The organism is Nocardia sp. NPDC005998, assembly GCF_040614395.1.
GTDB lineage: Bacteria > Actinomycetota > Actinomycetes > Mycobacteriales > Mycobacteriaceae > Nocardia.
The window spans coordinates 51,782-77,595 of record NZ_JBEXUI010000025.1; the positions used below are offsets into that span (position 1 = coordinate 51,782).

28 protein-coding genes are annotated in these 25,814 nt (G+C 66.2%); 9 read left to right on the forward strand and 19 right to left on the reverse strand.

All coding sequences use genetic code 11. From position 1 onward, the window contains the following. Positions 1 to 16: 16 nt before the first annotated feature. The 3 genes from ABZ293_RS27970 to ABZ293_RS27980 all read left to right on the forward strand — a co-directional run bounded on the left by ABZ293_RS27970 (position 17) and on the right by ABZ293_RS27980 (position 1,468). Positions 17 to 310: a WhiB family transcriptional regulator gene (locus ABZ293_RS27970; protein WP_014981828.1), complete on the forward strand. Its 294-nt coding sequence runs from the start codon at positions 17 to 19 to the stop codon at positions 308 to 310. Positions 311 to 639: 329 nt separating this feature from the next. Then, a complete protein-coding gene (locus tag ABZ293_RS27975) occupies positions 640 to 1,215 on the forward strand; it encodes a sigma-70 family RNA polymerase sigma factor (protein ID WP_354951869.1) in 576 nt (191 codons plus the stop codon). A 1-nt stretch (position 1,216) separates the two neighbouring features. Next, positions 1,217 to 1,468, forward strand: a complete 252-nt coding sequence (locus ABZ293_RS27980; RefSeq protein ID WP_355185404.1) for a hypothetical protein — start codon at positions 1,217 to 1,219, stop codon at positions 1,466 to 1,468. A gap of 154 nt (positions 1,469 to 1,622) precedes the next feature. Here the strand turns inward: ABZ293_RS27980 and groL are convergent, their stop codons facing one another. Further along, positions 1,623 to 3,233 carry a chaperonin GroEL gene (gene groL / locus ABZ293_RS27985; RefSeq protein ID WP_355185406.1) on the reverse strand — a complete coding sequence of 537 codons (1,611 nt, stop codon included), beginning with the start codon at positions 3,231 to 3,233 and terminating at the stop codon, positions 1,623 to 1,625. Between the two features lie 88 nt (positions 3,234 to 3,321). Next, positions 3,322 to 3,621, reverse strand: a complete 300-nt coding sequence (gene groES, locus ABZ293_RS27990) for a co-chaperone GroES (RefSeq protein ID WP_040686722.1) — start codon at positions 3,619 to 3,621, stop codon at positions 3,322 to 3,324. Positions 3,622 to 4,367: 746 nt separating this feature from the next. On the opposite strand from groES, the gene ABZ293_RS27995 reads away from it, so the two are divergent. Next, on the forward strand, positions 4,368 to 5,936 hold the full coding sequence (locus ABZ293_RS27995) for an Hsp70 family protein (RefSeq protein WP_355185408.1): 1,569 nt from the start codon (positions 4,368 to 4,370) through the stop codon (positions 5,934 to 5,936). Between the two features lie 80 nt (positions 5,937 to 6,016). Here the strand turns inward: ABZ293_RS27995 and tsaD are convergent, their stop codons facing one another. From tsaD to ABZ293_RS28030, 7 genes are all read right to left on the reverse strand, one after another. Then, positions 6,017 to 7,060, reverse strand: a complete 1,044-nt coding sequence (gene tsaD, locus ABZ293_RS28000; protein WP_355185410.1) for a tRNA (adenosine(37)-N6)-threonylcarbamoyltransferase complex transferase subunit TsaD — start codon at positions 7,058 to 7,060, stop codon at positions 6,017 to 6,019. Further along, on the reverse strand, positions 7,057 to 7,581 hold the full coding sequence (gene rimI / locus ABZ293_RS28005) for a ribosomal protein S18-alanine N-acetyltransferase (RefSeq protein WP_355185412.1): 525 nt from the start codon (positions 7,579 to 7,581) through the stop codon (positions 7,057 to 7,059). Before rimI ends, tsaD begins: the two co-directional genes overlap by 4 nt. Before the next feature lie 23 nt (positions 7,582 to 7,604). Beyond that, entirely contained in the window at positions 7,605 to 8,318 is a 714-nt protein-coding gene (tsaB, locus tag ABZ293_RS28010) for a tRNA (adenosine(37)-N6)-threonylcarbamoyltransferase complex dimerization subunit type 1 TsaB (RefSeq protein ID WP_355185414.1), read from the reverse strand. 89 nt (positions 8,319 to 8,407) lie between these two features. Continuing rightward, complete coding sequence (tsaE, locus tag ABZ293_RS28015; RefSeq protein WP_355185416.1) at positions 8,408 to 8,860, reverse strand: tRNA (adenosine(37)-N6)-threonylcarbamoyltransferase complex ATPase subunit type 1 TsaE; 453 nt, start codon at positions 8,858 to 8,860, stop codon at positions 8,408 to 8,410. After that, complete coding sequence (locus ABZ293_RS28020) at positions 8,853 to 9,929, reverse strand: alpha/beta hydrolase (protein ID WP_355185418.1); 1,077 nt, start codon at positions 9,927 to 9,929, stop codon at positions 8,853 to 8,855. Before ABZ293_RS28020 ends, tsaE begins: the two co-directional genes overlap by 8 nt. Next, positions 9,926 to 11,068: an alanine racemase gene (alr, locus tag ABZ293_RS28025; RefSeq protein ID WP_355185420.1), complete on the reverse strand. Its 1,143-nt coding sequence runs from the start codon at positions 11,066 to 11,068 to the stop codon at positions 9,926 to 9,928. Before alr ends, ABZ293_RS28020 begins: the two co-directional genes overlap by 4 nt. Positions 11,069 to 11,289: 221 nt before the next feature. Further along, positions 11,290 to 12,801, reverse strand: coding sequence for an NAD(P)H-hydrate dehydratase (locus tag ABZ293_RS28030; RefSeq protein ID WP_355185422.1), 1,512 nt, complete (start codon positions 12,799 to 12,801; stop codon positions 11,290 to 11,292). Positions 12,802 to 12,931: 130 nt separating this feature from the next. On the opposite strand from ABZ293_RS28030, the gene ABZ293_RS28035 reads away from it, so the two are divergent. Beyond that, complete coding sequence (locus ABZ293_RS28035; RefSeq protein WP_355185424.1) at positions 12,932 to 13,357, forward strand: plastocyanin/azurin family copper-binding protein; 426 nt, start codon at positions 12,932 to 12,934, stop codon at positions 13,355 to 13,357. A gap of 118 nt (positions 13,358 to 13,475) precedes the next feature. Here ABZ293_RS28035 and ABZ293_RS28040 read toward each other — a convergent pair whose 3' ends face one another. Continuing rightward, positions 13,476 to 13,616, reverse strand: coding sequence for a hypothetical protein (locus ABZ293_RS28040; protein ID WP_355185426.1), 141 nt, complete (start codon positions 13,614 to 13,616; stop codon positions 13,476 to 13,478). Positions 13,617 to 13,620: 4 nt separating this feature from the next. After that, positions 13,621 to 14,127, reverse strand: a complete 507-nt coding sequence (locus tag ABZ293_RS28045) for a MarR family transcriptional regulator (RefSeq protein WP_355185429.1) — start codon at positions 14,125 to 14,127, stop codon at positions 13,621 to 13,623. A 140-nt stretch (positions 14,128 to 14,267) separates the two neighbouring features. Here ABZ293_RS28045 and ABZ293_RS28050 point away from each other — a divergent pair, with 140 nt between their 5' ends. Continuing rightward, positions 14,268 to 15,461, forward strand: a complete 1,194-nt coding sequence (locus ABZ293_RS28050; RefSeq protein WP_355185524.1) for an MFS transporter — start codon at positions 14,268 to 14,270, stop codon at positions 15,459 to 15,461. 225 nt (positions 15,462 to 15,686) lie between these two features. Here the strand turns inward: ABZ293_RS28050 and glmS are convergent, their stop codons facing one another. After that, positions 15,687 to 17,567 (reverse strand): glutamine--fructose-6-phosphate transaminase (isomerizing), encoded by a 1,881-nt coding sequence (gene glmS, locus ABZ293_RS28055; protein WP_355185431.1) that lies wholly within the window; start codon positions 17,565 to 17,567, stop codon positions 15,687 to 15,689. A gap of 36 nt (positions 17,568 to 17,603) precedes the next feature. On the opposite strand from glmS, the gene ABZ293_RS28060 reads away from it, so the two are divergent. Beyond that, positions 17,604 to 18,461, forward strand: coding sequence for a dienelactone hydrolase family protein (locus tag ABZ293_RS28060; protein WP_355185433.1), 858 nt, complete (start codon positions 17,604 to 17,606; stop codon positions 18,459 to 18,461). A gap of 11 nt (positions 18,462 to 18,472) precedes the next feature. On the opposite strand, the gene ABZ293_RS28065 is transcribed toward ABZ293_RS28060, so the two are convergent. Together ABZ293_RS28065 and ABZ293_RS28070 are read right to left on the reverse strand one after the other, a co-directional pair. Continuing rightward, positions 18,473 to 19,033 carry a helix-turn-helix domain-containing protein gene (locus ABZ293_RS28065; RefSeq protein ID WP_355185435.1) on the reverse strand — a complete coding sequence of 187 codons (561 nt, stop codon included), beginning with the start codon at positions 19,031 to 19,033 and terminating at the stop codon, positions 18,473 to 18,475. Between the two features lie 30 nt (positions 19,034 to 19,063). After that, positions 19,064 to 19,519: a DUF6640 family protein gene (locus ABZ293_RS28070; protein ID WP_354951710.1), complete on the reverse strand. Its 456-nt coding sequence runs from the start codon at positions 19,517 to 19,519 to the stop codon at positions 19,064 to 19,066. A 469-nt stretch (positions 19,520 to 19,988) separates the two neighbouring features. On the opposite strand from ABZ293_RS28070, the gene ABZ293_RS28075 reads away from it, so the two are divergent. Then, entirely contained in the window at positions 19,989 to 21,155 is a 1,167-nt protein-coding gene (locus tag ABZ293_RS28075; RefSeq protein WP_355185437.1) for a hypothetical protein, read from the forward strand. 227 nt (positions 21,156 to 21,382) lie between these two features. Beyond that, on the forward strand, positions 21,383 to 22,153 hold the full coding sequence (locus ABZ293_RS28080; protein ID WP_355185439.1) for an ESX secretion-associated protein EspG: 771 nt from the start codon (positions 21,383 to 21,385) through the stop codon (positions 22,151 to 22,153). A 69-nt stretch (positions 22,154 to 22,222) separates the two neighbouring features. Here the strand turns inward: ABZ293_RS28080 and ABZ293_RS28085 are convergent, their stop codons facing one another. From ABZ293_RS28085 to ABZ293_RS28105, 5 genes are all read right to left on the reverse strand, one after another. Further along, positions 22,223 to 22,588, reverse strand: a complete 366-nt coding sequence (locus ABZ293_RS28085) for a hypothetical protein (RefSeq protein ID WP_355185441.1) — start codon at positions 22,586 to 22,588, stop codon at positions 22,223 to 22,225. A 33-nt stretch (positions 22,589 to 22,621) separates the two neighbouring features. Next, the gene (locus ABZ293_RS28090) at positions 22,622 to 24,190 is read right to left on the reverse strand and encodes a hypothetical protein (protein WP_355185443.1); all 1,569 of its coding nucleotides are present in this window, start codon (positions 24,188 to 24,190) and stop codon (positions 22,622 to 22,624) included. 61 nt (positions 24,191 to 24,251) lie between these two features. Beyond that, the gene (locus ABZ293_RS28095; RefSeq protein ID WP_355185445.1) at positions 24,252 to 24,569 is read right to left on the reverse strand and encodes a hypothetical protein; all 318 of its coding nucleotides are present in this window, start codon (positions 24,567 to 24,569) and stop codon (positions 24,252 to 24,254) included. Positions 24,570 to 25,014: 445 nt separating this feature from the next. Next, complete coding sequence (locus ABZ293_RS28100) at positions 25,015 to 25,323, reverse strand: DUF6802 family protein (protein WP_355185447.1); 309 nt, start codon at positions 25,321 to 25,323, stop codon at positions 25,015 to 25,017. Between the two features lie 114 nt (positions 25,324 to 25,437). Continuing rightward, positions 25,438 to 25,635, reverse strand: coding sequence for a PspC domain-containing protein (locus ABZ293_RS28105; protein WP_354951724.1), 198 nt, complete (start codon positions 25,633 to 25,635; stop codon positions 25,438 to 25,440). Positions 25,636 to 25,814 lie beyond the last annotated feature (179 nt).

Consider the following 25,814-nt stretch of genomic DNA (forward strand, 5'->3'; position numbering starts at 1 on the left):
CCACGAGGAGTTCACCATGCCCATGCCTACCCACCTCCCCGGACCGAACGCGGACGTCTGGGATTGGCAGATGCGAGGATCCTGCCGAGGCCAGGACTCCGCGGTGTTTTTCCACCCGGACGGTGAACGCGGTCGCGCCCGCACCGCACGCGAGATGCGCGCCAAGGAGATCTGCCGGGCCTGCCCGGTGCTCATGCAGTGCCGCAGCCACGCCCTCAAAGTCAGCGAGCCGTATGGCATCTGGGGCGGTATGTCCGAAACCGAGCGCGAGATGCACGCCCGGCGCAACCGCCGTCGTATGGCCGTATAAACGAACTTCTTCCCATCCGTGCGGCGCGGCGCGCCGAATCCCTAGCAAACAACCGGCGATGGCCACAAGCCGAAGTCGGTTGCACATCCGGCGTTTCGCGATAACTATCGGCGCGTCACGGCGTGTCTCTTCCGGAAACACCTGGCGTGTTGAAGTTTTCCAGAAAGTTGCCAGGCAACAGGCGGTTTGCCTGCACCCCACCGAATCGGGTGCCATAGCGACCCGCTACGGTAGTGACCGATGACACAGAATGGAGCGTTGTGACAACGCGGCCGCCGGCCGCAGAGGGCGACTCGTTCCGAAGAGAAGCCATCCCACCCGGCATTCGGGTGGATTCTGCGGTTACGGCACGCGCCGCCGAAAGTATCGAGCTCGCCGCACTTCTCGAACGCTGCGGCCGGTCCGACCAGGAGGCATTCGCTGAGCTGTACGACCGAACGTGCGCGCGCGTCTTCGGTCTGGTGCTACGCGTACTGCACGACCCCGGATACGCGGAGGAGACCACACAGGAGGTCTTTCTGCAGATCTGGCGGACCGCGGCAAGTTTCGACGCCGCCAAAGGATCCGCGGTGACTTGGTTGATGACTCTCGCCCACCGACGAGCCGTCGACCGGGTCCGCGCCGAACAGGCCCATACCCTGCGTGAAGTTGCTTACGGGATAAGGGTTCTCGGCAACGAATTCGATGAGGTCACCGAAGAAGTGGAGCGACGACTCGAACAGCAGGCCGTCCTGGAAGGTCTAGGAACATTGACAGACACCCAACGGGAGGCCATATCGCTCGCCTACTACGGCGGGCGAACCTACGCGGAAGTCGCGACCCACCTCGGCGTAGGGTTACCGACCGTTAAGTCCCGCATACGGGACGGATTGACACGACTGAAGAAAAGTTTGGGGGTGCCGTGAGATGAACGAAGCGCAGATCGATCTCGCGCACGCCGTCGCGCTCGGATCGATCGACGACGAAGACCACAATGCGATACAGGAAGTGCTCGACGGTGAGGACCCAGCGCTACGCGCGGAATTCATGACCGAAGTGCAGCAGACCAAGGAGGTCCTCTCCGCCCTCGCGGTGGCGACGGCGGCCCAGCCGCCCGCCGCCCTGCGTGGCCGGTTGCTCGCCGCTATCGCCGCGGAACAACCGCCCGTCGCATCCTGAGTCAGCGCCGCCTCTCGAGGCGAAATCCGTTACCGCGATTGATATTTTTCGACTTGTTGTGCGGTACTTGCGTTCATATTGTTCACAACGAAGGCCCCCGGGACCGGATGGTCCCGGGGGCCTTTGCCACTGGGCCGTCAGCTGAGGGGTGAACTCAGTGCGCGTGGCCGTGGTGGCTGTGGTCGTGCTCCTGTTCCTCGGGCTTGTCGACCACGGCGCTTTCGGTGGTCAGGATCATCCGAGCCACCGACGCCGCATTCACGACGGCCGAACGGGTCACCTTCACCGGGTCCACCACACCGTCGGTGAGCAGATCACCGTAGGTGAGGGTGGCGGCATTGAAGCCGTCCTTACCGTCGGCGACCTTGCTGACCACCACGGCACCGTCGACACCCGCATTGGTGGCGATCCAGAACAGCGGCGCCTGCAGTGCGGTGCGCACCACCTCGACGCCGACGGCCTCATCGCCGGACAGCGAGTCGCGCAGTTCGACGAGCTTGGCGGCGGCCTGCACCAGGGCGGTGCCACCACCGGGCACGATGCCCTCGTCAACGGCGGCCTTGGCCGCGCTCACCGCGTCCTCGACCCGGTACTTGCGCTCCTTGAGGGCGGTCTCGGTGGCCGCGCCGACCTTGATCACCGCGACGCCACCGGCCAGCTTGGCCAGTCGCTCCTCGAGCTTCTCCCGATCCCAATCCGAATCGGTCGCCTCGATCTCGCGACGCAGCTGCGCGCCACGGGCCGCGATGTCCTCGGCTGTGCCGGCACCGTCGATGATCGTGGTGTCGTCCTTGGTGACGACGATCCGACGCGCATTGCCGAGCACCTCGATGCCCGCCTCGCGCAGCGAGATACCCAGATCCGGGTTGACCACGGTGCCCGCGGTGACGACGGCCAGATCGTCGAGGAACGCCTTGCGACGGTCACCGAAGAACGGGGCCTTCACCGCAACGGCCCTGAGGGTCTTGCGGATCGAGTTGACGACCAGGGTGGACAGCGCCTCACCCTCGACGTCCTCGGCGATGATCAGCACCGGCTTACCGGATTCGGCGATCTTCTCCAGCAGCGGGAGCAGATCGGGCAGCGAGCTGATCTTCTCCCGGTTCAGCAGGATGTAGGCGTCCTCGAGGACGGCCTGCTGGCTGTCGGCATCGGTAACGAAGTAGGGCGAGAGGTAGCCCTTGTCGAACTGCACGCCCTCGGTGACGACGAGTTCGGTCTGCAGCGTCGAGGACTCCTCGACGGTGACAACGCCGTCCTTGCCGACGGTGGTCAGTGCCTTGCCGACCATCTCGCCGATCTCCTCATCGCGCGAGGAGACGGTGGCGACCTGCGCGATGGCCTGCTCGCCGGAGACCGGGGTGGCCTGCGCCAGCAGCGCCTCGGACACCAGGTCCGCGGCCTTGGCGATGCCCGAACCGACCGAGATCGGGTTCGCGCCAGCGGCAACGTTCTTCAGGCCGGTGCGCACCAGCGCCTGGGCCAGCACGGTGGCGGTGGTGGTGCCGTCACCCGCAACGTCGTTGGTCTTGGTGGCGACGCTCTTGACGAGCTGGGCGCCGAGGTTCTCGAAGGGGTCGTCGAGGTCGATATCGCGCGCGATGGTGACACCGTCATTGGTGACGGTGGGGCCACCGAAGGCCTTCGCGAGCACGACGTGGCGACCACGCGGCCCGAGGGTGACCTTCACCGCGTCGGCGAGCTTGTCGACGCCGCGCTCGAGAGCACGACGAGCCTTCTCGTCGAACTCGATCTGCTTTGCCATGTGTTGTCAGCTCCTGTGTGTTCTGGGCCGAACGCACTCCGCCCCGGGTCGCGAAAGACACCGGGGCGGAACGCATGTGCCTTATCGGCTACTTGGTGACGACGGCCAGGATGTCGCGCGCCGACAGGATGAGGTACTCCTCGCCCTGGTACTTGATCTCGGTGCCGCCGTACTTGCTGTAGATGACGACGTCGCCTTCCTTGACGTCGACCGGGATGCGGTCACCCTTGTCGGTGACGCGGCCCTCGCCGACGGCGATGACGGTGCCCTCCTGCGGCTTCTCCTTTGCCGTGTCGGGGATGACCAGGCCGGAGGCCGTCGTCGTCTCGGCCTCGTTGGCCTGGACGAGGATCTTGTCCTCGAGCGGCTTGATGTTCACGCTCGCCACGTTGAGCCCTCCACTTTCAGGGGATTTGCGGTCGTCCGGAACTGTTGTCCCGGACCATCGGTATCGGTGTTGTTTCGAGCGGCCCGCAAGCAGTCACCACTGGCCACCCGGACTCGACCCTGCGCATCAGCCCCGTCGTCGCGGGTGCCGGGACCCTGCTCAGTAGTCGAACTGGCACACGCACATCACACAGTGCCGACTAGCACTCTATACATGAGAGTGCCAGCGCTCAAGGTTGGACTGTGCCAAACCGTTGGTTGCGCCGTGTCGGCGTCGCCGACAGCGCCGTGGCCGTGTCGTCGACCGCGCCGCGCGTGTCACAGACCACGCCACGCCCAGGGGTCTGAGGGCTTCCCAAGACTTCGTCAAATCTGTAACGTTCGGATAACGGATTGTGACAGTATTGACGACGATCGTGCTTCGCTTGCCGTGTTCGTCATGGACCGGCGTCGTGGGGGGAGCACCAAGCGTCAGGAAATACCCTGCGGCACACAGCAATACCCTGTTTCGCCAGAGCAACGTCAGCGTCAGCACCAGTCCGAACCAACGTCACAGTACAAACGTTCTTCAGAAGAAGCTTCACCAGAGGGCAAGACCACACGTGATCCATGGCCGTCCCAGCGACCCATCCGGACAACGGGTCGGCCGGGTCCCGCGTCCGAATCGTTCGCCATCCACGCGGGCGTCTCGGCTGTCCATTCGAGATGGTCGGCACCACCATGACCATCCGCTCGAAGGGAGGTGACATGCGAACATCCCTCGGCATCTCGGCCGGTAACGAGGTCGTGTGCTCGGCGCTGGTCGCAACCGCGTCCAATGGCGCGCAGAGTTTCGACTATCGGGTGGTCTCTGCGGACGCGGCCCACTCCGATCTCGGCGATCTCGTCGCGTCCTCGATCGAGTTGATGACGACCCAGCTCCCGACTACGCAGCTCTCCTATGACGTGGCCTTCCCCGCGCAGCCGGTCGGCGCACGCTTCGCGGGCGGCAAACCGATCGGTGTCGACTCCGCCGCCGGTCGCCCACCGACCACTGTCGCCGTGGCCTACCGCAGCAAGGAGCAGGCGCAGGTAATCCGTTCGGCCACCGGCAAACAGCGCGATCTGCGGCTGGTTCCGGAAGGCACCGCGGCGCTCACCTATCTGCGCCACACCGGATTGGTCGACCGCTACGACACCGTCGCCATTGTCGATCTCGGTGCGACCGGCCTCAGCATCACCGTCGCCGACCAGGCGGACGCCGACATTCTGCGCACCGAACGCACCGGCGCTATCAGCGGCAACGCCATCGATGAGCTGATCTATCACCACCTCGTCGATCTGCACTACGCCCGCCGCGGCACCCGACCCAACCGGGGCATGCTGACCAACCGCGGTCGCGCCGCCAAGGAACATCTGTCGATCGCGCCCGCGGTGACCATCGACCATGTCGCCGGGCAGCCGCTGAAGCTGACCCGGGCCGACTTCGAGGAACTGATCTCGGATCTGCTGCGCGATACGGCCGTCTTCGCCGCCGCGGCATTCGCGCGGTCGCCGAAGTTCCCGCAGGCCGTGATCGTGATCGGCGGCGGCGCCAATATCCCCGCGGTGATCTCCACCCTCGCCCGTGAGCTGGATCTGCCGGTGCACACCGTCGACGATCCGGAGGCGGTGATCGCCAAAGGCGCGGCACTGGTGGCGGATTCGATGCAGCCGTCGGTATTCCCGGTGGTCGCGCTCGGCGCGGCCGACGCACCGGTCGGCACCTTCACCAAGGTCGTCGGCACGCTGGCAGGTGCGATCGTGGTGGTCGGGCTGGTCGTCGGCTACGGCGTGAAGACATTCGCGCCGACCGGCAACGATGAGATCTCTCCGGCGGGCACCACCAGCAGCGCGCAACTACCGACTCCGCCGGTATCGGCGGTGCCGGCGACCGGCGTGGGTACCTCGACCACCGGCCCGAACCGGGAGAGCCCGAACCGGCCCTCCGGCGCCAATATCCCCTCGCTCACCCCGGATCGGAGTCAGCCGCCGACCTCGACCACCTCGACACCGGCCGCGACCACCATCCCGAACGCGCCGACGCTGCGTCCGGATCCGAATCTGCCGCCGATTCCGTTCCCGGAGTTGCTCGGTCCGCTGTTCGGTAATTCGAATGCGCCGGGTGTGGGCTCGTCTGGGCCGGAACACACTCCGGCCCAGGACTCGTCGACAGTGCCGCCGATCGGTACGACGCAGGCGCCTGCGCAATCGCGAATTCCCCTTCCGCCCAGGGCGAATTCGGGATCGTCTTCCGGGCACTCGGGAGCCGTGGTGCGGGTTGGGCCGAACGGCTGACCAGTGTGCGCGCTCGGTGCCGGACAGCGCTGCGCTTGGCAGCCGCGCGCTCGGTCGCGATCCGAACCCCCTATGGGGAGTCAGCCGACTCGACTGACCGAGACCGGGAGGCCGGGGTCGGTGGCGACCGTCAAGGGCGATGGTGTTGCGCCGCCCGCGATCACGTGGGCGCCAAGGGCCGCGATCATTACGCCGTTGTCGGTGCACAGGCGGGGTTTGGGGACGCGCAGGCGCAATCCGGCCGCCGCACAACGTTCTTCGGCCATGGAGCGGATTCGGGAATTAGCGGTGGCGCCACCACCGAGCACCAGGGTGTCGACCCCGACGTCCTGGGCCGCGCGCACCGCCTTCATGGTGAGCACATCGGCGACCGATTCCTGGAAGGACGCCGCGATATCCGGAATCGGCAGCTCCTCGGCGGTGAAGCCATTGCGCTGGGCCGCCTCGACGTAGCGGGCGACGGCGGTCTTCAGACCGGAGAAGGAGAAGTCGTAGCGCGGATCGCGCGGTCCGGTCATACCGCGCGGAAAGGCGATCGCCTTCGGATCGCCGTGCGCGGCAGCGGCATCCAGCGCGGGCCCGCCCGGGAAGCCGAGGCCGAGCAGCCTGGCCACCTTGTCGAAGGCCTCGCCTGCGGCGTCGTCGACGGTGCTGCCCAGTTCGACGATCGGCTCGGACAGATCGGTGACGTGCAGCAGATGCGTATGCCCGCCGGAGACCAGCAGCGCAACGCACGGTGGCATCGGACCGTGCTCGAGGGTATCGACGGCGACATGTCCGCCGAGATGGTTCAGGGCGTAGAAGGGCACATCCCAGGCTGCCGCATAGGCTTTCGCGGCCGCGACACCGACCAGCAGCGCACCGGCCAGTCCGGGGCCGATGGTCACCGCGAGCGCGTCGGGCTTGCTGATGCCCGCGGCCGCCAGTGCCCGGCGCATCGCGGGCACGATGGCCTCGAGATGTGCGCGCGAGGCGATCTCCGGCACCACACCGCCGAAGCGGGCGTGCTGTTCGACGCTGGAGGCGACCTCGTCGGCGAGCAGTTCGCAGGTTCCGTCGTCGTGCCGGCGCACGATGCCGACTCCGGTTTCGTCGCAGGAACTTTCGATACCCATGACGATCACGACAGCACCTCGTTCGGTTGTGCCGTTTCGCTCGGCTGCGGGCCCCAGACCTGGTTCGCGGCGGTCAGCGCGGGCCTGCGCATGGTGTAGGCGTCGGCGCCGCTCGGGTGGTAGTAGTTTTTGCGCAGGCCGATGATGTGGAAACCGTGTTTGGCGTACATCGCGATGGCCGGGGCATTGTCGGTACGAACCTCGAGGAAGACCGGTCCGCCGCGCTTGCCCGCCTCCGCGAGCAGCGCCTCCAGCAGCATGGTGCCGATGCCGCAGCGGTGGCAGCCGGGATCGACGCCGATGGTGTGCACCTCGGCCTCGGGGTGTTCGGCATCGCCGAGCAGTGCGATGCCCGCATAGCCGACCATCCGCCCGGCGTCGTCGCGGGCGACGATATAGCGGTTGTGCGGCCCGGCCAGTTCGGACCGGAAGGACACCGCCTGCCACGGATCGTCCTCCGGGAACAGCAGTTGTTCGAGTTCGACGCAGCGTTCGATATCCGCGCCGTCCATGGGCTCGATGCGAATCATGGATCTACCGGTCTCCACTGCCGTCACGCCCCCGTCCGATCGAGCGTGCGGTAACTGCGTTCGACCGCGTCCGGCCTGCGCAGGTACAGCGGGACCAACGGTTCCGGGGCGGTGCGCGCCAGTAGTTCGGCGGCCGCGACGCGCACCAGCCCGGCGGGCGATGGCGTCTCGGCCGGAAGCACGGGCAGGTCGAACAGGTCGACGTGCGAGGCGGATCCGGCGATCATGCTGGCGTGCACGGGATCCAGATCACCGGGCTTGCTCACATCCGGGCCCTCGATGCGACGTCCGTCACGGTAGCGCGCCCAGTACACCTCGCGCCGGCGCGCATCGGTGACCACCAGGAGCTCGCTCTCGGCTGTGATGTCCGGCACCACCGTGGGTTCGAGCACGGCGTCGGAGGCGATCGCGTCGAGGCTGCAGACCCCATAGACCGGCAGGCCGAGCGCGTCACCGAAGGCGGCGGCGGTCGCCATGCCGACCCGGAGTCCGGTGAACGGACCGGGCCCGATGCCGACCACGACGGCATCGATATCGGCCCTGGAACGACCTGCCTCCGAGAGGCATTCGAGGATTTGCGGGGTGAGCACCTCGGCATGGGCACGGGCGTCGACCCGGACGCGCGAGGCGACGGTGCGCACTCGCGCCGGGGCACCGGTGCCGGATGCGGCCTGCTCCAGTTCCACCAATCCCGCGGTAACGGCGGGTGTCGCGGTGTCGACGGCTAGTACAAGCATGATTGACCCAACGATACCGGGTGGTACCTGCGCGCGGTGCGGAGCTACTCGGTGGCTACACCACCGCGACGATCAGCGACGATCGCGGGCTATCCGACCCATTCCCAGATCGCGGTGCGGACATCGGAATTCGGCTCGCGCGAGAGCAACACGTACAGATGGCGCTCGGCGAGGTGTTCCACAACACCCTTGCCCCACTCCACCACCACGACCGCCTGATGCAGATCGGTATCGAGATCCAGCGCGTCCAGCTCGTCCAGGTCGCCGCCGAGTCGGTAGGCGTCCACATGCACCAGCGGCACCGGCTCAGCCCCGACGCGCGCTCCGGCGCGGTGCTGGCGGGCGATGATGAATGTCGGTGAGCTGACCCGGCCCTGCACGCCGAGTCCCTCGGCGATCCCGCGAGTCAGCGCGGTCTTGCCCGCGCCGAGGGGACCGTCGAGCACCACCAGGTCACCCGCGACGAGTCCGGCGGCGAGTTCGCGACCGAAGGCCTCGGTATCGGCGACCGTGGGCAGGATCCGCTGCTGCCGTTCAGCCACCGGCGACCTCCGAGGTTGACGGGATATGTTCGATGACACCGGCGCGCACCAGTAGCCGGTCGAGCGCGGCGTTGACGATATCCGGGAATTGCAGGTGCGCCATATGCGCGGCGTCATCGAGGCGGATGAGTTCGCTTTGCGGCAACTCGCGCGCCAGCGCCCGCGAATTGCGGAACGGAATGACGACATCGTGCGCGCCGCCGAGTACCAGCACCGGCATATGCGCGAGTGTTGGCAGCGCCGCCGATTCGTCGTGCAGTTCGAAGATCCTGAGAAATTTCACGATCGTCTCGACGGGCGTGCGATCGATCATCAGCGTGGAGAAGCGCGACAGGGTGGGGCTCACCGGCCCGTGATACGAGCTGACATGCAGTATCGGCGTGATCACATGCCGAACGGTGCTGCGCCCGGCCTGCACCAGGGTGGGCGCGGTGTGCACGGCCAAACGGAAGCCGTCGATCGCGGGGTTGCGCAAGAGCTGGGTAATGCCCGCCGAAGTGACCTCGGCCGCCGCGGTCGAGAGCAGACCGATCCCGATCACCCGCGCCGCGAACAACTCCGGGAACTGCGCGGCCGCGGCCAGCACCGCCATACCGCCGAGCGAATGACCGACCAGGGCGACCGGACCGGTCGGCGCGGTCGCCTCGATGACGGCGGCCAGATCGCGGCCGAGTTGGGCGACGGTACAGCTCCTGGTGGTCGGCGTGCCGGAGCGGCCGTGGCCGCGCAGATCGAAGAAGACCAGGCGAACCCTTGGGCCCCAATGCTTTTCCAGATCACGGCGCTGGAAGTGGAAGGTCTCCATGGTGTTGCAGAAGCCGTGTACGAAGATCACGGTGACCGGGGCGTCGGGCGGACCGCATTCCCTGGTGGCCAGGCGCACACCGTCTTCGGTGAGCACCGCGCCGGAGCGGTCCTCGTCGAGCAGGTTGAAGTTCTCGTCGCGGTATTCATCGACACGGGCGGGCCAGAGCACCCGGGCGCCGATGCGCCGCAAGGTGTGTGCGCCCGCCAGCGCGCCGACCACACCGGCGGTGGCCACTCCACCGACGACGGTGCGGTTTCTCATCCGGTTCCCCCTCCTACATGGCGCCGGACCACTCGGCCGTGTGGTGCGCACACGACCTCATAGTGGATGGTGCCGAGCAGATCCGCCCAGTCCTGGGCCCGCGGTCGGTCCGCGCCGAACAGGATCGCGGTGTCGCCCTCGGTGACGCCCGCCGCATTATCGCCCAGGTCGACGACGAATTGGTCCATGCAGACGCGACCGACAGCGGGGCGCAGCGCACCGCCGAGCCACACCGAGAATCGGTTGCTCAACGGGCGAAACACGCCGTCGGCGTATCCGGCCGGAATGAGGGCGACGGTGGTGTCGCGCGGTGCGATCCACTGGTGGCCGTATGAGACGCCTTCTCCGGCGGCGACCGGCTTCACCAATGCGACGCGGGCCTGGAAGGTCATCGCGGGCCGCAGGCCGAAGTCGCCGAGTTCGGGTATCGGGGAGAGTCCGTACATCGCGATGCCGGGGCGGACCATATCGAAGGCGAGATCCGGGCGGGTCACGGTGGCGGCCGAGTTGGCGAGGTGGACCAGCTCCGGTTCGAGACCGTATTCCTTGGCGGTGGCGATGGCATCGACGAACCGGTCGCGCTGGACGTCGAGGTAGGGGTGTTCCGGCTCGTCGGCGTGTGCGAGATGGGAGAAGATCGCGCGCAACCGCACCACCTGCTCGTCCACCAGCGCACGCAGCGCCGCGAGCACCGTCGGATACTCGAGCGTCGCGATGCCGTTGCGATTGAGGCCGGTGTCGACCTTGAGCGAGACGATGGCGGTCCGGCCGGTGCCGCGTGCCGCCGCCTCGATGGCCCGCAGATGGGCCAGGGATGAGACGCCGATCTCGATATCGTGTTCGATCGCGGCGCCGAAGTCGGCATCGGAATTATTCAGCCAGCACAGAATCGGCGCGGTGATGCCCGCCTCGCGCAATTGCACCGCCTCGGCGACCGTGGTGACCCCGAGTTCAACGGCCCCGGCCGCCAGTGCGGCCCGGCCGACCTCGACAGCGCCGTGGTTGTAGCCGTCGGCCTTGACCACCGCCATCACCGCCGCATCACCGGCGTATTCCCGCAGAATTCGCACGTTGTGGGCAATGGCATCCAGATCGACAACCGTCTCCACTTGCGCCTCCACGGCTACTGATCCTGCCATTCGCCGTAACGCTCGCGCGAGGGCGTCGGTCACCGCGGGCATACCCCCGGGTCAGCTGGCTGCAACGGCACGCAGAATGGCGGGGGCGGCGGTGATCGAGCAGGGGCGGCGCCGAGGTCGGGGCGGCGCAGAGATGGTCTTGATGTGCGGCAGTACTCCAGTGCGGGTCGCGAACGGTCACCGGCACCCGGCGCGGCCGGGCGGGCGGAAGCCAGCGCTGGTCAGTGCGCGGCGAGAGCGCGCAGGATGCGGATGGCGGGGCGGAGGTGGTCGAGCAGGGGCGTTGCGGAGGTGGGGGCGGCTGACGGGTGGTTTTCGTGGGCGGCGAGGTTCGCGGCCAGGGCGTGGGCGCGGGCGGCGGCGGCCGCGGACCAGGCCGGATCGCGGCCCGCGGCGAGGAGGGCGCCGATAATCCCGGACAGGACGTCACCCGCGCCCGCCGTGGCGGCCCAGGAGCCGCCCGCCTCGTTGACGAGTACCGGTCGGCCCGGGGTGGCCACCAGGGTTGCGCGGCCTTTGAGCAGGACGGTGAGTTGCCAGGATTCGGCGAGGTCGCGCACGGCGGATACCCGGTCCTGGCCGACCTCATGTCCGGTCAGGCGGGCGAATTCACCGGCGTGCGGGGTGAGGACGGTGGGGGCGGTGCGGCCGAGGATCAGGTCGGGATCGGCGGCGACCAGGGTAAGGCCGTCGGCGTCGATGACGACGGGAAGGTCGGTGGACAGGATTTCGGCGAGCCGTTTGCCGGCGTCGGCATCGGTGCCAGCGCCGGGACCGAAAACCCAGGACTGGACTCGGCCGGTGGACGAGATGGTCGGGGCGGCGATGACTTCGGGGAAGTGGTCGAGCACCGCGGCCGCACCGGTTCCGGCATAGCGGACCATGCCCGAGGTGGCCGCGACGGCGGCACCCGTGCAAAGCACCGCGGCTCCGGGGTAGGTGTCACTGCCAGCGCAGATGCCGGTCACTCCCTGGGTGTACTTATCGTCGGTCGGGCCCGGGGTCGGCCATCCCGCACCGATTTCCGCTGGCGCCAGGGCCGCGAGATTCGGTTCCGGTAGTCGTAAACCGATGGGCACCAGCTCGATTCGTCCACAGTAGGGCGCGGCCAGGGCATGCACCGGCTTGTAGGCGCCGAATGTGACGGTGATAGCGGCGCGAACGGCGGGGCCGGTGACCGCACCGGTATCCGGATCCACTCCGCTGGGCAGATCCGCCGCGATGATCGGAACATTCAGAGCGGCAACGAGTTCCGCCGCCGTGGGGCGCAGTGGACCACGGCCGGAAATGCCGACGATGCCATCGATCACCAGATCAGGTGCTGCCGAACCGGTTTCGGCCAGAATTGCCGCACCGTGCCCCGATCCCGCAGCCGCCCCATCGCGTATCACGTCCGATGCGGTTCGGATCCGACCACCCGCCTTGCGCAGTGCGGCAAGGCCTTTCGGGTGGGTACGTTCCGGATTCAGCAGTACCGCGGTCACGGCGACGCCGCGGCGGCGCAGCATCGAACCCGCCCAGAGCACGTCACCGCCGTTATCGCCCGAGCCGACGAGCAGCAGCACCGACCGGCCCGCGATACCGCCGGTTCGCGCACGCAATTCACCCGCGACCACCGTCGCCAATCCGTAGGCCGCCCGGTGCATCGGCATGCCCTCGGGGACGCGGGCGAACAGCTCGGCCTCGGCCGTACGCACTTCATCGGCGGTGAAATAGCCCCGCTGGCTGGACATGAACGCTCGCCTCCATGGTATTGGTCGGGCACTGCGATTCCGCTGGTGCGGGGCATCGCCATCGCGGTCGAACCGGCACCGCCATGGCGCCGCGCAGACCCGCACGGTCAGCAGACTACGCTTGGCCAGCATGCCGATGGTGCGCCGTGCGATATCCACCCGGGTCGCAGCCGGGTTCGTCCTGGCGACGACGCTCTTGCTAGCGGGCTGCGGCTCCAGTGAAACGAAGTCACCCGCCCCGGCCACCACAGCCGAGACGAGCAGCCAGGCATCCACCGCCAAGTCCGGCGATACGAAAACCGCCGCCGTCACCGTCGATGTCGCGGATATGAAGTTCTCCCCGGCCGACGTCACCGTCAAGGTCGGCGACACCGTGACCTGGAAGTTCAAGGACAGCGTGCCGCACACCGTGCAGGGCATCGGCGATAAGGCAATGGGCATCAATAGCCCGATCTTCGACCGGGGCCAATGGAGCTACACCTTCATCGCGCCCGGCACCTATCGCTATCTGTGCTCGCTACATCCGCAGATGCGTGGCACCGTCACCGTCGAATAGCCCACCGGCCGAGCGTGCGGGACTCCCACGCCGCGTGCCGTGTTGGAGTTCATCGCCGCCACGGCCGCGACCAGCAGCCAATTCATGGTCGGCGGCCTGGCGGACAGCGACGACACCATCACGTCGCGTCGCCCGACGCCACCGGCCAAGCATGCGAGATTCGCACGCTACCTGGCGGATTCGAGTTCATCGCCGCCACGGCCGCAACCAGCAGCCAATAGAGGGTCAGCAGCGGCTTGGCCGAGAGCCACGACACCATCACGTCACGTAGCCCGATGGCCCACCGATCGGGTGAGTGGGACTCCTACACCCCGTGCCGCGTTGGAGTTCATTGCCTCCACGGCCGCGACCAAGGGGGCCAATTCCGGGTCGGCAGCGGCTTGGCCGAGGGCGCTCGACAGGGCCTCGTCGTGGGTGGGGCGCGCTCGGGCCAACAGTTCCAGGCCCGCGGGGGTGACATCGGTGTAGATGCCGCGGCGGTCGTCCGGGCAGAGATAACGCTGCAGTAGGCCGCGGTCTTCTAGGCGAGTGACCAATCGGGTCGTCGCGCTCTGACTCAGCACAACGGCTTCGGCGACCTGGTTCATGCGCAGATGTCCGCCGGGTCCGTCGTGCTGGCGACTGAGCACGACGAGCAGTGAGTACTCCCGCACGCTCAGTTCTTGACCGGATTGCAGGGCGCGTTCGATATGCGCCTCGATCCGATCGTGCAGCAGTGACAGTGCGTACCAACCATCGGCCAGGCCGGTCAGGGCGGCATCCGCGGTCATGGCATTCCTTCTGCTTCGGGACTCTTCCCCTCCAGGATAGATGGCCCCCGCAATAGCCCGCGCTTGCAATTATCAAGCGCCTGCAATTATTGTTGTCGCCTGTAAAGCTCAGGCGCAACATCACGTGGAGGCTCATGCTCATGCCGCTCGCACTACTCGCCCTGACACTCGGGGCCTTCGGAATCGGCACCACCGAATTCGTCGTCGTCGGCCTGCTCCCCGACATCGCCGACACCTACACGGTGTCGATCCCCACCGCGGGTCTGCTGGTCACCGGGTATGCGCTCGGCGTACTGGTCGGGGCGCCGATCATGACCGGACTCGGCACCCGGGTATCACGCAAGCGCATGCTGCTGATCAGCCTGCTGCTGTTGATCGCGGGCAACGTATTGTCCGCGCTCGCACCGACTTTCGGCCTCATGCTGACCGGGCGCATCGTCGCCTCGCTGGCCCACGGCGCCTTCTTCGGCATCGGCTCGGTGGTCGCCGGAAATCTGGTGCGCCCGGACCGCAAGGCCGGTGCGATCGCCATCATGTTCACCGGCCTCACCGTCGCGACCATCGTCGGCGTACCGCTCGGCACCCTGCTCGGCCAGCAGTTCGGCTGGCGGCTCACCTTCGGGCTCGTCGCGCTGGTCGGCGTAGCCGGGCTGTTCGGCATCGCCGCGCTGGTTCCCGACCAGCCCGCACCACACGACGCCCGCCTGCGGCACGAACTCGCCGTACTCACCAATCCGCAGGTGCTGCTGGCCATGGCGATGACGGTGCTCGGCTTCGGCGGCGTCTTCGCGGCGATCACCTACCTCGCGCCGATGATGACCGAGGTCACCGGCTATGCGGAGAGTTCGGTCACCTGGGTGCTCGTCCTGTTCGGCATGGGCTTCTTCCTCGGCAATCTGATCGGCGGCAAATTCGCCGACCGGCACCTGATGCCGATGCTCTACACGACACTCGGCGGCCTAGCGCTGGTGCTCGCGCTGTTCACACTGACGGCGCACAACAAAATCGCGGCCGCGATCACCGTCGTACTGATCGGCGCACTGGGCTTCGCGACCGTCCCACCGCTGCAGAAGCGCGTCCTCGACCAGGCGGGATCGGCACCCACGCTGGCCTCGGCGCTGAATATCGGCGCGTTCAACCTCGGCAATGCGGTCTCCGCATGGCTCGGCGGTGTGGTGATCGCCGCGGGGTACGGGTACACCGCACCGAACTGGGTCGGCGTCGGCTTGGTCGTCAGTGCCCTCGGACTGGCGGTGCTGTCCGGCATCCTGGAGCACCGGACCGCCGAACGGGCGAGCGAGACCACCGAACCGCTGGTTGCCGCACACTTCTGAGCGCCCCGAACCGACTGGCGGCGATCGGGATTCGGCCGCGCGGGACAGTTTCCTTCGCGCAGCTCCGGGTGCGTCCGATGAGACCGACCGGGCCGCGCTTGATCCGCGCCCGGTCCAGGTCGAATCACTCGCGACACGCCGCGTCGTTCGGGCGCGATTCGGCGGCCTTGATGCTTCGGGTCGAGCCCTGGGGCCGTGTGGTCTTCAGCGCTGAGCAGCGAACCGCTATTCGACCGTGACGGATTTGGCCAGGTTGCGCGGCTTATCGATGTCATAGCCGCGAGCCTGCGCCACTTCCGCCGCGAAGATCTGCAGCGGCACGGTGGACAGCAGCGGCTGGAACAGCGTTGGCGCCGAAGGGATTTCGATGAGATCGTCGGCGAATGGACGCACCGTGTCATCGCCCTCTTCGGCGATCACGATGGTGCGGGCGCCGCGGGCCTGGATCTCGCGGATATTGCTCAGCAGCTTGGAGTGCAGCACCGCTCGACCCTTGGGCGAGGGCATGACCACAATGACCGGCAGCCCCTCCTCGATCAGCGCGATCGGACCGTGCTTGAGCTCACCCGCCGCGAATCCCTCGGCGTGCATGTAGGCGAGCTCCTTGAGCTTGAGCGCACCTTCCAAGGCCACCGGGTAGCCGACGTGGCGACCCAGGAACAGCACGGTCGGCACGTGCGCCAGTTCGCGGGCGATGGCACGCACCTGCGGTGCGGTCTCCAGCACCTGCTGCACCAGCTGCGGCATCGCCTCGAGTTCGGCGAATTCGCGCGCCACCTCGTCCGGATACTTGGTGCCCCGGGCCTGCGCCAAGGCCAGTCCGACCAGATAGTTCGCCGCCACCTGCGCGAGGAACGCCTTGGTTGACGCGACGCCGATCTCCGGTCCGGTCCTGGTGTAGAGCACCGCATCGGACTCGCGCGGAATCTGTGCGCCGTTGGTATTGCAGATGGCGAGCACGCGCGCCTTCTGCTCCTTCGCGTGTCGCACCGCCTCGAGTGTGTCCGCGGTCTCGCCCGACTGCGAGATGGCCACAACCAGCGTCGAACGGTCCAGCACCGGATCGCGGTAACGGAATTCGCTGGCCAGCTCCACCTCGACGGGCAGCCGGGTCCAGTGCTCGATCGCGTACTTGGCCAGCAGTCCGGCGTGATACGAGCTGCCGCAGGCGACGACGAATACCTTGTCGAAGTCGCGCAGTTCCTGATCGGCGAGACGCTGCTCGTCCAGCACGATCCGGCCACCGGCCGCATCGTGGGTGAAGTGCCCGATCAGTGTGTCGGCGACACCGGCTGGCTGCTCCTCGATCTCCTTCAGCATGAAGAAGTCGTGGCCGCCCTTCTCGGCGGCGGCCAGATCCCAGTCGATGGTGAACGGGCGGGTCCGCGCCAGCGCGTCGTTGCCCGCGAAATCGGTGACCGTATAGCTGTCGGCGGTAATCACGACCGCTTGGTCCTGGCCGAGTTCGACGGCCTCGCGGGTGTGCTCGATGAATGCGGTGACATCGGAGGCGATGAACATCTCGCCCTTGCCGACACCGACGACCAACGGCGTCGAACGGCGCGCGGCGACAATGACATCCGGGTGGTCGGCATGGGCGAAGACCAGGGTGAAAGCGCCTTCGAGCCGACGCAGCACGGCCAGCGCGCTCGCGGTGAAATCACCGGCGGTCGGCCCCTCGGCATACGCGCGCGCCACCAGGTGCACGGCGACCTCGGTATCGGTATCGCTGCCCAGCTCCACCCCGGCGTCCTCGAGTTCCCGGCGCAGCGGGGCGAAGTTCTCGATGATGCCGTTGTGCACCACGGCCACCTTGTTGGTGGTGTCGCGGTGCGGATGGGCGTTGCGGTCGGTCGGCGCGCCGTGGGTAGCCCAGCGGGTATGTCCCATACCGGTGGTGCCCGCGAAGTGGTCGGTCCCGACTTCGGCGAGTTCGGCCTCGAGATTGGCCAGTTTGCCCGCCTTGCGTTCCACCGCCAACACGCCCGCGCCATCCAGGATCGCGACGCCCGCGGAGTCGTACCCGCGATATTCCATGCGGCGCAAAGCGTCAACGACAACGCCGAGGGCGTCCCGGTATCCGACGTACCCCACGATTCCGCACATGGCTCACCAGAGTACTTATCGGATAACGTTCACGTCGTGTCGGCGTCTGTGAAATCACTTCTGAGCACCCTGACCAGCCGGGGGCCCCACCGCGTACTGCGCGGCAATCTCGCCATCGCCGGTCAGCCCGGCGTGGTGTTCACCCCGGAGTCCGGACTGAATCTGCCCGCGGTCGCGTTCGGCCACGGCTGGCTGACCAGCACCGCCAACTATCGCACCACCCTCGAACACCTGGCGTCCTGGGGTTTTGTGGTCGCGGCCCCCGATACCGAGCGCGGGCCGATTCCGTCACATCTCGGGCTGGCCACCGATCTGCTCACCACTCTGGATATCTGCACCGGCGTCCGGTTGGGTGACGGTGCGATCAGCGTGCATCCGGAACGCCTGGCCCTGGCCGGTCACGGGATGGGCGCGGGTGCGGCGGTCATCGCCGCCGGACAACGCCGCGTCGCCGCGGTTGCCGCGCTCTACCCCGCGCCGACCGCGCCGTCCGCCGAGACCATCGCGCCCGATATCGATGCGCCCGCATTGGTGCTGGCAGGGGCCACCGATATCGAATCGGTCAGCTCGAATGCGATCCCGTTGGCCGCGGCGTGGGCCGGATCGGTGGTGCTGCGGGAGGTCGACGGGGCGTCGCACAACGGCATTGTCGAAGGGCGTCGGGCGCTCGCGGCATTGGGTGCCGGAAAGCATGAAGCCAAGACCACCCGGACTACCCGGGCCATCTTGACCGGCTATCTCCTGCACAAACTGTTGCGCGACAAGACATATGCGGCGTTCTCCGATCCCGAGGCACACATCCCGCACACCACGGTGGTCGATCCGGAAGCGCCACCCGAGCAGGAGAAGCCGAAGCTCTCGGTCCTGCAAATCGCGCAGCTATTGCGCAAATAGCGCGCTGGTGGTCAGGGACGTAGTCCATCGAGCGCGAGTTCGATGAACCGCCGCCAATCGCCGAACCCGTCGCGGCTGATCGTGGCGACCGCGCCGACGAGCATATAGAGGTCGGCGACGGTGGCATCCGCGCGAATGCTGCCGTCGGCCCGGCCTCTGGCCAGTAGTTCCGCACCGAGTTCGGCCAGATCGTCGCGCACCGTACCGCGCGGTTCGGTATCACCGAGCACCGATTCGATGGTGCCCGACAGCACACGCCCCTGCTCATGCACTTCGGCGACATGGCCGAGGAAGCCTGCCAGCGCCTGCCTGGTATCCGGATTCGGGAGGCAGGTCCGTCGCACGTACTCGAGAATTCCGGCGAAGCGCTGTTCCGCGGCCGCCTCGATCAAGGCACGACGGGTCGGGAAATGGCGGTAGACGGTGCCGACCCCGACCCCGGCGGCGCGCGCCACATCGGCCATCTGCACCTCGTCACCGCGTTCGGTGAACAGCGCCGTCGCGGTTGCGAGCACGTGGTCGCGGTTGCGGGCAGCATCGGTGCGGAGCTTGCGGGTGTTCGGGTCGGTCATCGATCTCCCTGTCTGCTGACCGGTCGTAGGTTAGACCGGGCTCGGGATCGGTGCGCGGGTGCGTTCGACCACGATCGCGACCGTCAAGAAGATGAGCATCACCAAGGCGATGAAAAGTTGCGGATCCATTCCGATGACCTTGGTCGCGTCGGCCGCATGCTCGGGATCCTGCGCGGCGGTGCCCGGGAAGAGCAGCGCGCCGTACATGGCGAGCCAGGTGACGGATCCGAGTGCGGCGGACAGGAAGAACTGGTTGCGGAGGTTTCCGGTGCGCTGCCACAGGACGACCAGGCCGATCGCGCCGATCAGTACGCCCATGCCGATGTATTGGGCGTCATGGAATTTGGCGTGTGGGGGCCAGGCCGGGTTGTGCAGGTGGAGGTCGGCGATATCGGGGATGACCAGGTCGGCGAGGAGGGGGCCGATGAGGGTGTTGAGGAGGACGGCGCCGACGAGGATGCGCGGGAGGGTCCAGTGGGTGGTCATGGGTGGCCTATCGGTCGGGAATGATGAACCGGAATCCGATTCCGTTTTAACGGTAAGTCGGTGGCTGCGGACTGTCAACGGGCCGTGTGGGTTTCGCAGTTGTTCGCTCGGTTGTCCGGGTCGGGCGACGGCATTTGTCGACCGTGGACGACCTGTGCGGACTCGCTCGCGGACCGCTTGCACGGTGATCGGCCGCTCGGTACGGTCGATCCAGCTGAAAAAAGGGGGCGGGGAGCCGGTCCAGCCCTGTTCGATGTCATCGACATCCGGCGACGGGGAGGACCAGATGGTCAGCAGGGGGAAGCTCGTGGTTGGTGCCGCGTTCACGGTTGGTGTCGTTGTGTTGTCGGGGTGTGGGTCTTGAAGGGCGGCGGCCGAATACAAGGACCTGGAAACGAACCTGCCTCAGCAGAATCCGGCCACGCCGAAAATCTTCTCCTGGCCAGGTCTGTAAGAAAGGGGCGATCCGTTGTCCGGCAATGAGTCCACCCAGATCCCCCCGAAGGGGGAAAACGTATTCCATTGGGACCGTGGCGAAATCGAGGACGCGTTCAAACCGCTGGATCCCAAACCATCTCACGACGCGGCTATGACGTACTCCAACGTCGCCACCCAATGGGACCAGGGCCTAGAGACTTTCGCCCGTTCCGTCCAGGGCTCCATCGCCGAGGCATGGGAAGGTTCGGCCGCCGACAAGGCCAAGGATGCGATCAACCGATATGTCACCGACGCCCACCAACTGACTCCACTGATCACGCAGATGTCCAACGACATGCAGTCCGCCGCCGAGGGAGTCCGCGCGGTCGCCAATGGAATTCCGGAAGCCAACCACCACTCTTGGACCGCAAATGTCTGGCCGCCCCGCGCCCATGAGGAAGAGACCACCAAGAACGAGGCCACCGCTGGCGCCCGCAATGCCATGCTCACGAACTACGTGAACAAATTCGCCGAATTCGATGGCCGAGTCCCCGTGCTGCCCACCGCGCTCGACCCGACCAATCCACTCGATATCTCCGGACCGACCAAATCCGGTGGCAACGAGCCGGGTTCGTCCGGCCCCGGCGGAACGGGAGGCCCCGGTACAACCGGCGGTCCGTCCACCCCAGGCGGCGAAAGTCCTGAGAAGACCGATGGCGGCAAGACCACCGAAGAGCCGTCTTCCACGGACACCAACCCGACCGATACCACCACGAGCTCGACCGACCCGAGCAGCACGACGTCGACCACACCGACAACGACAACACCCACTATCCCGACCACAACAACGCCGAGCACCGCAACAACCCCGAGCTCGACTCCGATCACGACGGGCTCGCCGGGCTCCCCGGGTAGTTCCACTTCGACGTCGCCGAGCCCTGGCCGCACCGTATCCGGCACCCCACGCACGACCACCACCAATCCCGCTGCGGCCGCGGCCACTACATCCACCTCGACGACCGGACGTAGCGGAATGGGTATGGGTGGTATGGGTGCCGGTGCCGGCCGAGGAAAGTCCGACGAAGACAGCACCCACCAGATACCGGACTACCTCATCAACGCCGCCAACACCGAGGAACTGCTCGGCGAAATCGCAAGGACTGTCGAAGGTGGTGTGATCGGCGAGAACCCCGAATCGCCTCCGCCAGTACGCCCCTGATCGCGCTGATATCCGCTCCGGCTGTACGCGACATCGTGCGGCCGGAGTATCGGCGTGCCACCGGGCCCACTCAACTCGGGGCAGCGACCGGCCGCGGCAACTCCGGCTCGAACTCGGGCAGCGCCAGCGGACTCCTCCACCGCATCGCCGACAAACCTACTGGCAGCAACCGGAATACGTATTCCGACCGGACACATATACACCGCACGATCGATTGGATCCGCTAGATGGCTGAATGGACTTGGGAACCGGACGATTTCGCCGCACTGTGGTTCAGCCCCGCGAACGACCGCTTCCCCAATCCACTTCGCTTCACCAGCCGCTTCGCCTACCGCGACGACTTCGACGCCCACCGGGTCACCATGCGCGAGCGCTACTCCCCCGACGAACTCGAAGAGATCGAGCTCGCCCTGCACACCCTGTCCACCTCGACGATCCACATCCAAATCTTCGGCGGCACCACCCAACACAAGAACCCCAACGGGGGCGTCCGCGTCTACCGCATAGTCGGCGCACGCACCGACCACCACGCAATGTCATTGGCCCAAGCCACCTTCGGCGACACCAACGGCCCCATCCGCTGCCGCCTGTTCCCGGTGGACCACCTCCCCGCCCAACTGACCAGTTCCCTCCCGCCCTGCTCACCCGGCACTCACCCAGCCGCAACTTTCCACCCCGACGACATCTACGGCCGACCCAACGGCCACCTCGAAAGCATCACCCGCAACTCCCCTCGCGAGCGCTACCAACGCCTGCTGAACCGCCCAGCCGACGGCGGCGGCTCCGCCCTCCTACACACCGGCTCCGTCAATAGACTCACCACCCCCCGCACCACCGTCCAGTGGCACGACATAGCCAACGACGGCCGCTACACCGAACTCCGCGGCCCCCACATAACCATCCGTCCCACCACCCCCACCGCCCTGACCACCCACTTCACCAATTGGATCGACCAAACAACCCAACGCCTGCGCGAAGCGGAGGAAGACCGCTGGTAACCCGGGCGGTTAGGCGGCTGGATCTATTGCGGCACAACGTCTTCGGGTAGACCGCAACATCGCCCGCCTTCAGACCAACCAACTCTTGCGACGGTAGTACTCCGACTCCTCATCGCCCTCGTCATCGATCGGCATCACAACATCCTGCGCCTTTCGAGCCGCGATCGACCGCGCAATCGCCTCCCGCTGCTCACGCGCCTCCGCCGCCACGCGGTCTTGCTCTGCCCGCGCCTCGACCTCGAGCCGCTCCTTCTCCTCTGCCGCGAGACGCTCCTGTTCCGCGTACTCCGCTCGAGCTTGTTCGACTGCGGCGAGCACCTCGGCTCCGCCGTGCCCACTGAGGCTCTGCCGCATATCCTCGTATTCCTGCTGAAGCCGCCGGACCCCGCGCAGGTGTTCCTCTACGACACAGTCGATTTCGTAGGCGTAGTCCACGGTGTCATCCCTCCCGATTGATTGCCAGCATGGTCACAACGGCCCCGCCTCGGCGAGTTTGGCGCCACTATCGGTTGCCTCGCCGGGTTGGGTGCCGCTCGGCATCGGTTCCGGATAATGCTCGCCATCCTCCTCGCGCTTGCCCGATGACGGGACCCCAGGAACAGTCCCCGACTGTCCTGAGGGAGTCCCTTCAGGCGCGGGAGATTCGCCACTCGACTTCTCCGGCGTCGATTCCGAGGCGGACTTGTCGCCCGATGTGGACTTGTCGTCCTCTCCCTTGGGGTCGTCGGTCGAAACCGTCAGATTCCCCTTGTCATCCAGCTTCACCCCGTACTCATGGGTCTTGCCATCCGCATCGGTCATTACGAATTTCGGCTGACCATCGGCGCCGATCTCGAGCTTCAGGTGCTTGCCAGCCAGGTCGAACTCGGCTTTGACCGTGCTGTCCGGCTTGCCGTCGCCATCTTTGTCCTCGGTCTTGTTCGTATCGAAAACCTTCTCGATCTCTTTCACCGCGTTTTCGACCCCGTCCTTGATCGAGGTACCCAGCGATGTGAGTCCTTGACCGACGGATTCACCCAGGGACGTCAATTGCGACGCTGCCGAGGTCAGGGATGAGAGCCCGGACAGGAGACTGCTCGCTGTTGTGGCCGCCGTCGTAGTAGTGGTCGGCGAGCTGCCGGGATTGCTCGGCGAAGTGCCAGGGTTGCTCGGCGAGCTGCCAGGGTTGCTCGGCGAGCTGCCAGGGTTGCTCGGCGAAGTGCCAGGATTGCTCGGCGAAGTGCCAGGTGCCGACGGACTGGTCCCCGGATCGTTGGTGGTGGGCTTCACCGTAGTATCCGCTGGCATCGGGTACGCCCCGATGTCCAGTGTGTTGAGCGCCTTCTCGAGGTCGCCGTACAGTCGGCGAATATTATCCTCGGTACTTTTGCACAGCTCCTCGAATTTGGTCACAGTTCCTTCGACATGCGGAACAAAGGTCTCCTTCAACCACTTCTTGGCATCCTCGCCGATCTCGGAATCAGGCTGAAGGCAGCCGTAATCGATCAGCGAATCAATTTCTTTCCTACTGAGACCGTTCCCGTCCGGAATATCCGCCTGCGACCTGTTCCAGTATTTGTCAACCGTTTCCGCCTTTGCCTTGACGATACTTCGCAGGCCAGCAGTGGTCGACTTCAGCGTCAACGAGATTCCGGTGACATGATCATAATCGGTCTCAGCCCTCTTGACCTGGGCGTCCAGCATGTTCAGGGCCGCGTCTCCCGCCTGACCCTGCCACACCGTGGACAGCGCCGACCGCTGCCGACGCTGCGTATTCAGCTCCTCACTGAGCGAACTGACGATCTTCTCGAGGGTAGTAGAAATATTGTCGAGCTGCCCGAGGTCCATATCCCGCTCGGTATCATATTTCGCACACAGCTTCGTATACTCTTCATTACCGCACAGCTCGCGCTTACCGTATCCGAAATACGCAAATACCTTCACATATCTCGGCAGATAGTGTTCGAAATACTGCAGCCCGGGAGCGCCACCGTCCAGCATCTCCTTGACGGTTGCATTCGCCGAGGCGGTGTACGCAGACGATGCGTTATCAGCCATTAGCTCACCCCGCACATTCCAAATACATCAATCTGCCGGGAAATTTCACGAAGTTCCAGCATCACAGATCCACCCCCGCCGCTGTAATTTTCTTGACATTTGCATCATCGACGGTCGCGTAGGCATTCGCACTCGTACTGGCTTGGGTCCCCATTTTATCGACTGCCGTCTGCCAGTTCCTGAGCCAAGTTCCGATACGCCCCAGGGCGTCGCCGACCTTCTTGCCCTCGGCCGCGTAGTCTCTGCCCGCTTGGGCGGGACCGAACTTCCAGCCCTGAACATCGGCGGTCTTGCCGCCGACATTGGCCGCCGAAGTCTTCAGGTTGTTGCCGAGCTTCTGCAGCGCGGTTGGATCTACCGTTACCTGCCCACTGGCCACGAGAACCCTCCATCCCAACTACTTCGCGGTCGTCCCCACCCCAGCTGCAATCCAATGCCACAACAGGGTGCTGTCATATCTCTATGGACGCGCCCGCGTCGGGTTCGGTTCCATCGGATTGATTGCCCAGGTCGTATCAGCAGGAATCTACTGGGTGGGTCTATCGGCTACAACCGACCATCAGCCCGGCGAGCGGGTCTCACCGCGTCGATCAGATCCGCAGGTTCCACTGATCCGCACGTCTGTCGCGCGGATCAGTGCAGCCTGCGGCCGACGGTACCCACGAAGGGTCGGAGGTGTGGGGCCGTTGTCGGACAGTGTAATTGGGGGTCGGTAGCGTCGTCGAGACATAGACCGACGACGGGTCCACCCGGGCAGTCGCAGCACTGGGAACGTAGTGATCCCCAGTGCTGCAAGCAGTTTGATGCGCGGACCAGATCAGCGGTTAGTTGCCGATCTTCCCCTTATCGGTCCGCACCCACTCCGACGACCCATCGGGATGCCGGTGGAACTCCCATGCGGAGTAGTCGCCGTCCTTCTCCACCACGGTCACCTGGTCGGCGATGCCGTCGTGGTCCCAGTCGGTCCACACCTGCATGGCCTCGGGGCCGGTTGTGGTGATGGTGTCGAGGGTGCCGTCGCCGTCGATGTCCTGGGTGGGGTGGTGCAGTTCGACTTCGCCGAGGCCGTCCAGGGCAGAGGATGCGTCGATGCCGGGTAGATCCATGCCCGGGAATTCACCTGAGGTGATCATGACTCCTCCTGGTCGGGACTCGCGTGGGCGACACGGCGGTCGATCGGTGGGTACCGGTCCATAGTGTCATCCGCGAGTCCCGGGCGCAGCCGCTGCCCTATTTGTTGGGGACGATCACTTTTTCGGAATGATCAGCCACAGCACCAGATACACGATGAACTGCGGGCCGGGGAGCAGGCAGGACAGGACGAAGAGCAGGCGAACAACGTTGGCGTTCCAGCCGAAGTATTCGGCGATGCCACCGCAGACACCGGCGATCCACTTGTCGTTGTTGGAGCGGCTCAGGCGGCGGGTGGGGGCGGGGGCGGTCATGGCGTTCCCTCTCTGGTGATATTCGGTACGACATCAACTCTGCCGAGGAAAGCCGCGGCCCACATCGGTCGCATGACCTATCCCGACCCTGATTTCCGCAGGTCGGAACTCAGGGTGTGACCCCGAGCCCACGATGACCCGGCCCGCTGCGGACGCGCTGGGCGAACACGGCAGACTCG

Bases quoted from the DNA above. Each gene is read 5' to 3' on its own strand.
- ABZ293_RS28050 (WP_355185524.1), top strand. From the start codon at position 14,268: ATGCCGCTCGCACTACTCGCCCTGACACTCGGGGCCTTCGGAATCGGC.
- ABZ293_RS28100 (WP_355185447.1), bottom strand. From the start codon at position 25,323: ATGATCACCTCAGGTGAATTCCCGGGCATGGATCTACCCGGCATCGAC.
- ABZ293_RS28030 (WP_355185422.1), bottom strand. From the start codon at position 12,801: ATGTCCAGCCAGCGGGGCTATTTCACCGCCGATGAAGTGCGTACGGCC.
- ABZ293_RS27970 (WP_014981828.1), top strand. From the start codon at position 17: ATGCCCATGCCTACCCACCTCCCCGGACCGAACGCGGACGTCTGGGAT.
- alr (WP_355185420.1), bottom strand. From the start codon at position 11,068: ATGGCAGGATCAGTAGCCGTGGAGGCGCAAGTGGAGACGGTTGTCGAT.
- ABZ293_RS28090 (WP_355185443.1), bottom strand. From the start codon at position 24,190: ATGGCTGATAACGCATCGTCTGCGTACACCGCCTCGGCGAATGCAACC.
- ABZ293_RS28080 (WP_355185439.1), top strand. From the start codon at position 21,383: ATGGCTGAATGGACTTGGGAACCGGACGATTTCGCCGCACTGTGGTTC.
- tsaB (WP_355185414.1), bottom strand. From the start codon at position 8,318: ATGCTTGTACTAGCCGTCGACACCGCGACACCCGCCGTTACCGCGGGA.
- ABZ293_RS28045 (WP_355185429.1), bottom strand. From the start codon at position 14,127: ATGACCGCGGATGCCGCCCTGACCGGCCTGGCCGATGGTTGGTACGCA.
- ABZ293_RS28040 (WP_355185426.1), bottom strand. From the start codon at position 13,616: ATGGTGTCGTGGCTCTCGGCCAAGCCGCTGCTGACCCTCTATTGGCTG.
- ABZ293_RS28070 (WP_354951710.1), bottom strand. From the start codon at position 19,519: ATGACCACCCACTGGACCCTCCCGCGCATCCTCGTCGGCGCCGTCCTC.
- ABZ293_RS28105 (WP_354951724.1), bottom strand. From the start codon at position 25,635: ATGACCGCCCCCGCCCCCACCCGCCGCCTGAGCCGCTCCAACAACGAC.
- glmS (WP_355185431.1), bottom strand. From the start codon at position 17,567: ATGTGCGGAATCGTGGGGTACGTCGGATACCGGGACGCCCTCGGCGTT.
- ABZ293_RS28020 (WP_355185418.1), bottom strand. From the start codon at position 9,929: ATGAGAAACCGCACCGTCGTCGGTGGAGTGGCCACCGCCGGTGTGGTC.
- groL (WP_355185406.1), bottom strand. From the start codon at position 3,233: ATGGCAAAGCAGATCGAGTTCGACGAGAAGGCTCGTCGTGCTCTCGAG.
- rimI (WP_355185412.1), bottom strand. From the start codon at position 7,581: ATGATTCGCATCGAGCCCATGGACGGCGCGGATATCGAACGCTGCGTC.
- ABZ293_RS28065 (WP_355185435.1), bottom strand. From the start codon at position 19,033: ATGACCGACCCGAACACCCGCAAGCTCCGCACCGATGCTGCCCGCAAC.
- ABZ293_RS27995 (WP_355185408.1), top strand. From the start codon at position 4,368: ATGCGAACATCCCTCGGCATCTCGGCCGGTAACGAGGTCGTGTGCTCG.
- ABZ293_RS28035 (WP_355185424.1), top strand. From the start codon at position 12,932: ATGCCGATGGTGCGCCGTGCGATATCCACCCGGGTCGCAGCCGGGTTC.
- ABZ293_RS27980 (WP_355185404.1), top strand. From the start codon at position 1,217: ATGAACGAAGCGCAGATCGATCTCGCGCACGCCGTCGCGCTCGGATCG.